Below are 5,339 nucleotides of genomic sequence, written 5' to 3' on the forward strand. Positions count from 1 at the left end.
AACCGGCGGAGCGCCGGCCTGGGCGCGCGCCATGCGCGCCGAGCAGTCCGGCCGCCATCACCGCCAGCTCGCGGTCCACGCCCTCAGCCAAGGCGATCGCGGCGGCGCATCCGCCATCCCCGACATCAAGGAAAGGAACGACTGAGCCATGTTCTTCAAGCGCAGCGTGCAGCGATACGGCCGCACGCTAATACCCGAGACGCCCTACCAGCGCGCCGGCCAGCTGTGGGACGAGCGGATCGGCTCCGCGCGGGTCCAGGCGCGCAGCTGGAGGCTGATGGCCTTCGGGTGCCTTGCACTGGCCGCGGGCGCATCGACGGGTCTCGCCTGGCAGTCGCTGCAGAGCCGGGTCACGCCCTATGTGGTCGAGGTCGACCGGCTCGGCGAGGCGCGCGCGGTGAGCCCCGCCGCTATCGACTATCAGCCGACCGATCCGCAGATCGCATGGCATCTGTCCCGCTTCATCACGAACGTGCGCTCGGTGTCGCTCGACCCGGTGCTGATGCGCCGCGACTGGCTCGAAGCCTATGATTTCGCGACGAAGCGAGGCGCGCGCTTCCTCGGCGAATATGCCCGCGCGGCATCACCTTTCGCCGACGTCGGCGAACGGACGGTATCGGTGCAGGTCACGAGCGTCGTGCGCGCCTCGGACAAGTCGTTCCAAGTGAAGTGGACCGAGACCGTCTTCGAGCGTGGGTCGCAATCGGGGACGAGCCGCTGGACCGCGATCCTCACGACGATAGCCCGCACACCGTCCTCGGTGGAGGTGCTGCGCAAGAATCCGCTCGGGATCTATGTCGATGCGATCGACTGGAGCCGGGAGCTCGATACAGCTCCCCCGCCGACCCCCGCCGCGCGCCCGGCGCTCGAGGCCCCATCGGACGTTCCTGGCGGCTCGCCGTTCGATCCCGCCGTCGGCGTCGAGCCGACGCTTCCGGCCTCGCCGAACATCCAGGAGACCAACCCATGAAACTGGACTTGCTGCCGGCGATCGTCGGCATCCTCGTCGCGTATCCCGCGCTCGCGCAGGACCGCTCGGCGTCAGCACCGCTGAAGACCATCCAGTCCGCTACGCGGAGCGCGACCGCCGAGCCGGCCGCCTCGGGGTTCGTCAGTGGCGCGCACGTCTATTCCTGGAGCGAAGGGACGATATTCACGGGCTATGCCGCGCCGGGCCTGGTCACCGACATCGCCCTCCAGCCGGGAGAGAGCCTCGTCGCCGTGGCGAGCGGTGATACGGCCCGCTGGGTGATTGGCGACACGACGAGCGGCTCGGGCGAGACGCGGCGGACGCATGTGCTGGTGAAGCCCTTCTCGGCGGGCCTCGCGACCAACATGGTCATCACGACCGATCGCCGCGCCTACCATATCCGCCTCGTAAGCACCGAGGGTACCGCGCTCTCTTCGATGCGCTGGACCTATCCGCGGGACGAGATCCTGGCGCTCGAACGCAAGGCCGAGGCGGCGCGGGCGGCCGCGCCGGTCGCCAGCGGCCTCACCATCGACCAGCTCCACTTCAACTACACGATCAGCGGCGACGAGCCGGCATGGCGGCCGCTGCGCGCCTTCGACGATGGCCGGCGGACCTACATCGAATTTCCCGCGTCGATCGCGAACGGCGAGGCGCCGCCACTGTTCGTCGTCGGACCGAAGGGGAAGGCCGAGCTGGTCAACTATCGCCAGCACGGCCGTTTCTACGTGGTCGACCGGATCTTCGATGCGGCCGAGCTTCGGCTCGGTCTCAGGAAACAGCAGATCGTCCGCATCGATCGCGTGACGTCCAAAAGCGGGCGGAGAGGCGCATGACCGAGTCGATCGCCAACGAGGTTCCCCTCGAAGCTCCGGCCATACCCCAGCCCGGAAAGGTCGATCCCGAGACGCTGACCCTCCGCTCGCGGCCGGCGCGCGCGATCCGCTTTCGGCGCGGCGCCATCATCGGGGCGGCGGCGCTCGGCTCGGCAGGCCTGATGGGCGTCGCCTGGATGGCCTTGAAGCCGCAGGTGTTCCGGCATGCCGTGCACGACAGCGAGCTCTCGCAGCCGATGGGAGGGCAGGCCACCGACGCGCTCGCGGAACTTCCCGCGAGCTATAGCGATGCGCCGAAGCTCGGTCCGCCATTGCCCGGCGACCTCGGCCGTCCGATCCTGCGTGCGCAGGAACGCGCGGAAGACGAGGCTGTGCCGACGCGGGTGGATGCGGCGGAAGCCGAGCGCCAGCAGCGGCTCGCGGAGCTGAAGGCCGCCCGCGAGTCCGGCCTCATGGTCCAGATGGCGACGTGGACGGGCCCCGCGTCGCCTCCGGTCGCAGCCGCGATCGCGCCGGCACCCGAAAGCCAGGTTGCCCCGGCTTCGGCGCCGGCCACGCGCAAGGAGCAATTCGCGTCGGCCCACGAGGCCGGTGACGCTCGTAATTCCGGAGGACTGGTCCCTCCCGCATCGCCAAACAGCCTGCTCGCCGGCACCGTCATCGCGGCGAGCCTGATCACGGGTCTGAATTCCGACCTGCCCGGCATGGTCACCGCGCAGGTGACGCAGAACGTCTTCGACACGGTGACGGGCGCCATCCTGCTGGTGCCGCAAGGCGCCCGGCTCATCGGCAAATATGACAGCGTGGTGACCTTCGGACAGCGGCGCGCGCTGATCATCTGGCAGCGCCTGATCCTGCCCGACGGCAGCTCGGTCCGGCTCGACAACATGCCCGCGACCGATGCCGCGGGCTATGCCGGCCTCGTCGACAAGGTCGATTTCCATACCTGGACGCTGCTCAAGGGCATCGCGATCGCTACGTTGATGGAAGCGGGATCGGACTTGACGGTCTCCGCCGAGAGCGAAACCGCGCAAGGCAACGCGGCGCGCGCCGGCGATCGCATCGCCCAGCGCAACCTCGACATCCAACCGACCATCACGATCCGCCCCGGCGCGTCCGTACGGGTGCTCGTGACCCGCGATCTGATTCTCGCGCCCTGGCGCGGACAAGGAGCCTGACATGCCCGATCTCAAGCTCGGCAAGCTGCCCGATCGCACGCCGGTGAAGCTTTCGATCACCATCACGCCCGATCTTCAGACTGCCCTGCAGGATTATGCGACAGTCTATGCCGCGACCTATGGCGTCGAGGAGCCGGTTGCCGAACTTGTCCCGGCGATGCTGGCGGCGTTCCTCGAGAGCGATCGTGGATTTGCCAAATCTCGCAAGGTCACCGAAGGATAGCTGAGGTGGATGAGACGGAGCAGCTCTGGACGCCACGAGAGCTGGCCAGATTTCTCGGCTACTCCGAAAGCACTATCTGCAGGATGGTTTCTCAGTGTCCTGAAAAGCTGCCCCCGCGTGTGGCAGCTCTGGCTCGACCGCGCTGGCTCCCTGCCGTTGCCCGCGAGTGGGCGATGACCAAGAGCGAACCGCCCGCGGGGCGAGGAGGCCGCCCCCGCCTCGTCAGGTAGGTTCCCCGCTCACGGATTGGGGCAACTCATCGCAGCATTGGAACGGTCTACAGATTTGGGAGTGTGCCAAACTGTGCCAAACCCCCGAAATTATCCTTATCTTTCAAAGGATATTGGTGCGGTCGAGAAGACTCGAACTTCCACGGGCTTTCGCCCACAACGACCTCAACGTTGCGCGTCTACCAGTTCCGCCACGACCGCACATTCTGAAAACCCGCCGGCTTGGGCCGGCGGCTGGTAGGTCCGGGGCCTCTAGCAAAGGGTTTTGGGCGACGCAATGCCGCTCAATAGAGGAACATCGGCATGCCTTCGACGCGCATAAGCTTCGCCCGGTATGTCGCCCGGTCGTAGAGGCCCGAGACGTCGACGGACTTCTTGCCCTTGAGGAGGGTGTCGACCGGGACGTGGCAGTAATTGCCGTCGTTGAGCGCGACCATCCTCGCCGTCTCACCCTTCGCGAGCAACTGGACGGCGAGGCCGCCGAAGGCGAATCCGACCATCCGGTCCATCGCGTCGGGCTCGCCGGCGCGCATCAGATAGGCGAGCTCCTGATTGACCACGCCGCTGCCGAGCCGCTCCGTTATGGCCCGTCCCAGGCGGTGGCCGACGCCGATGTCGGCGCGCTGGCTGGCGGACTTGGAAAGCTCGCCATTCTCCTCGCCTTCGCCCTTGATCGAGGCGCCCTCGGAAATGACGCACATCGCATAATGGGCGGGATTGGAGGCCTTGTCCTCGGCGAGGAGTGGAAGGAGAATGTGGAGATCGGCGGGAACTTCGGCGATCACGGTCCGATCGACCTGGGCGAGGAATCCAGCGAGCAGCGCCGTCTCGCCGCTGCGGCGGCCGAACAGCTCGACGATGCCGATCCGCTCATGGCTCTCGACGGTGGTCCTGAGCGCGTTGATCGCCTCGACCGAGCGGCTGATCGCGGTCGAGAAGCCGATGCAATAGTCGGTGCCGAAGACGTCGTTATCCATCGTCTTGGGCACGGAAATGACGGTCACGCCCTGCGCCGCGAGATGGGCGGAAAAGCGGAGCGTCCCGTCGCCGCCCAAGGTCACCATGGCATCGATGCCGAGCGCCTCCAGCACATGAAGGACGTGCGCCGTGCTGTCGCCCCGGACGACGGTGCGCGGATCGACACGAGAGGTATGGAGGATGGTGCCGCCCATCCGGTCGATGCCGCGCACGCCTTCACGCGTGAGCGCCATGGTATTGGTGTCGACCGACGCGGGGTCGGCGGGATCGATGGCGAGTACCCCCTCCCAGCCGCGTCGGAAGCCCAGCACCTCCCAGCCGAGATCGTCGGCGTTGAGGGTGATCGAGCGGATGCAGGGGTTGAGCCCTGGCACGTCGCCGCCGCCGGTCAGGATTCCGATCCGCATCTGGGCTCCCTTGCGTCGCTTAAGCGCTCGTTATCGGCGCGAGGGCGAGGGGGCAACCGCGGTGAAAAATCAGACGGTGGGTCCGAAGCTCAGATTAAGGGCCTTGGCGCCTCGCGGCACATCGACTTCGGCACTGTTGAAGGTCGCGCTCTGACCCGGCTGGAGCGAGGGCACCGGCGGCGAGATCGCCCAGCTATAGACAACGCGGCCTTTGGCATCGCGCAGCTCGGCGCGGATCTGGGGGATCGGCTGCACCTCCCGCGTCAGGTTGGTGATCCGGCCGGTGACCTGAAGCAATTCGTTGCCGCTGGCGAGGAGATGCCGGTCGGCATCGCCCTCGATCCGTAGCGCGCCGGCGGTCTCCGTCGTCCGGCCGAACAGGGCGCCCGCCTCGGGAATGAAGGTGATGGCGGCGACCGCGCCCAGCATCAGCAGGCCAGCAGCAGCGGCGAGCAGGGTCCACATCCTTGCCGGATTGCGCCGGGGCCGCGCGGCGGCCTCCTCCGCAAAGGGCTCG

General features: G+C 67.5%; 6 protein-coding genes and 1 tRNA gene. 4 read left to right on the plus strand and 3 right to left on the minus strand.

Annotated elements, in window-relative coordinates:
* Positions 1-148 precede the first annotated feature (148 nt).
* Genes trbF through VIR62_RS09040 form a run of 4 tightly spaced genes read left to right on the plus strand, consistent with a single transcriptional unit; the run spans position 149 to position 3,207 of the window.
* A complete protein-coding gene (gene trbF, locus VIR62_RS09025; protein WP_431870556.1) occupies positions 149-970 on the plus strand; it encodes a conjugal transfer protein TrbF in 822 nt (273 codons plus the stop codon).
* Positions 967-1,806: a P-type conjugative transfer protein TrbG gene (gene trbG / locus VIR62_RS09030; RefSeq protein WP_431870558.1), complete on the plus strand. Its 840-nt coding sequence runs from the start codon at positions 967-969 to the stop codon at positions 1,804-1,806. The genes trbF and trbG overlap by 4 nt, the downstream gene beginning before the upstream one ends.
* Entirely contained in the window at positions 1,803-2,984 is a 1,182-nt protein-coding gene (locus VIR62_RS09035; RefSeq protein WP_431870560.1) for a TrbI/VirB10 family protein, read from the plus strand. Before trbG ends, VIR62_RS09035 begins: the two co-directional genes overlap by 4 nt.
* Position 2,985: 1 nt before the next feature.
* Positions 2,986-3,207, plus strand: coding sequence for a DUF2274 domain-containing protein (locus VIR62_RS09040; protein WP_431870562.1), 222 nt, complete (start codon positions 2,986-2,988; stop codon positions 3,205-3,207).
* 344 nt (positions 3,208-3,551) lie between these two features.
* Here VIR62_RS09040 and VIR62_RS09045 read toward each other — a convergent pair.
* From VIR62_RS09045 to VIR62_RS09055, 3 genes are all read right to left on the minus strand, one after another.
* A tRNA-Leu gene (locus VIR62_RS09045) sits at positions 3,552-3,638 on the minus strand.
* A gap of 83 nt (positions 3,639-3,721) precedes the next feature.
* A complete protein-coding gene (locus VIR62_RS09050; RefSeq protein ID WP_431870563.1) occupies positions 3,722-4,822 on the minus strand; it encodes a 6-phosphofructokinase in 1,101 nt (366 codons plus the stop codon).
* A 69-nt stretch (positions 4,823-4,891) separates the two neighbouring features.
* Positions 4,892-5,339 (minus strand): FxLYD domain-containing protein (locus tag VIR62_RS09055; RefSeq protein ID WP_431870565.1); only part of this gene is annotated, 448 nt, incomplete at its 5' end.

Source organism: Allosphingosinicella sp. (assembly GCF_036570505.1).
Lineage (GTDB): Bacteria > Pseudomonadota > Alphaproteobacteria > Sphingomonadales > Sphingomonadaceae > Allosphingosinicella.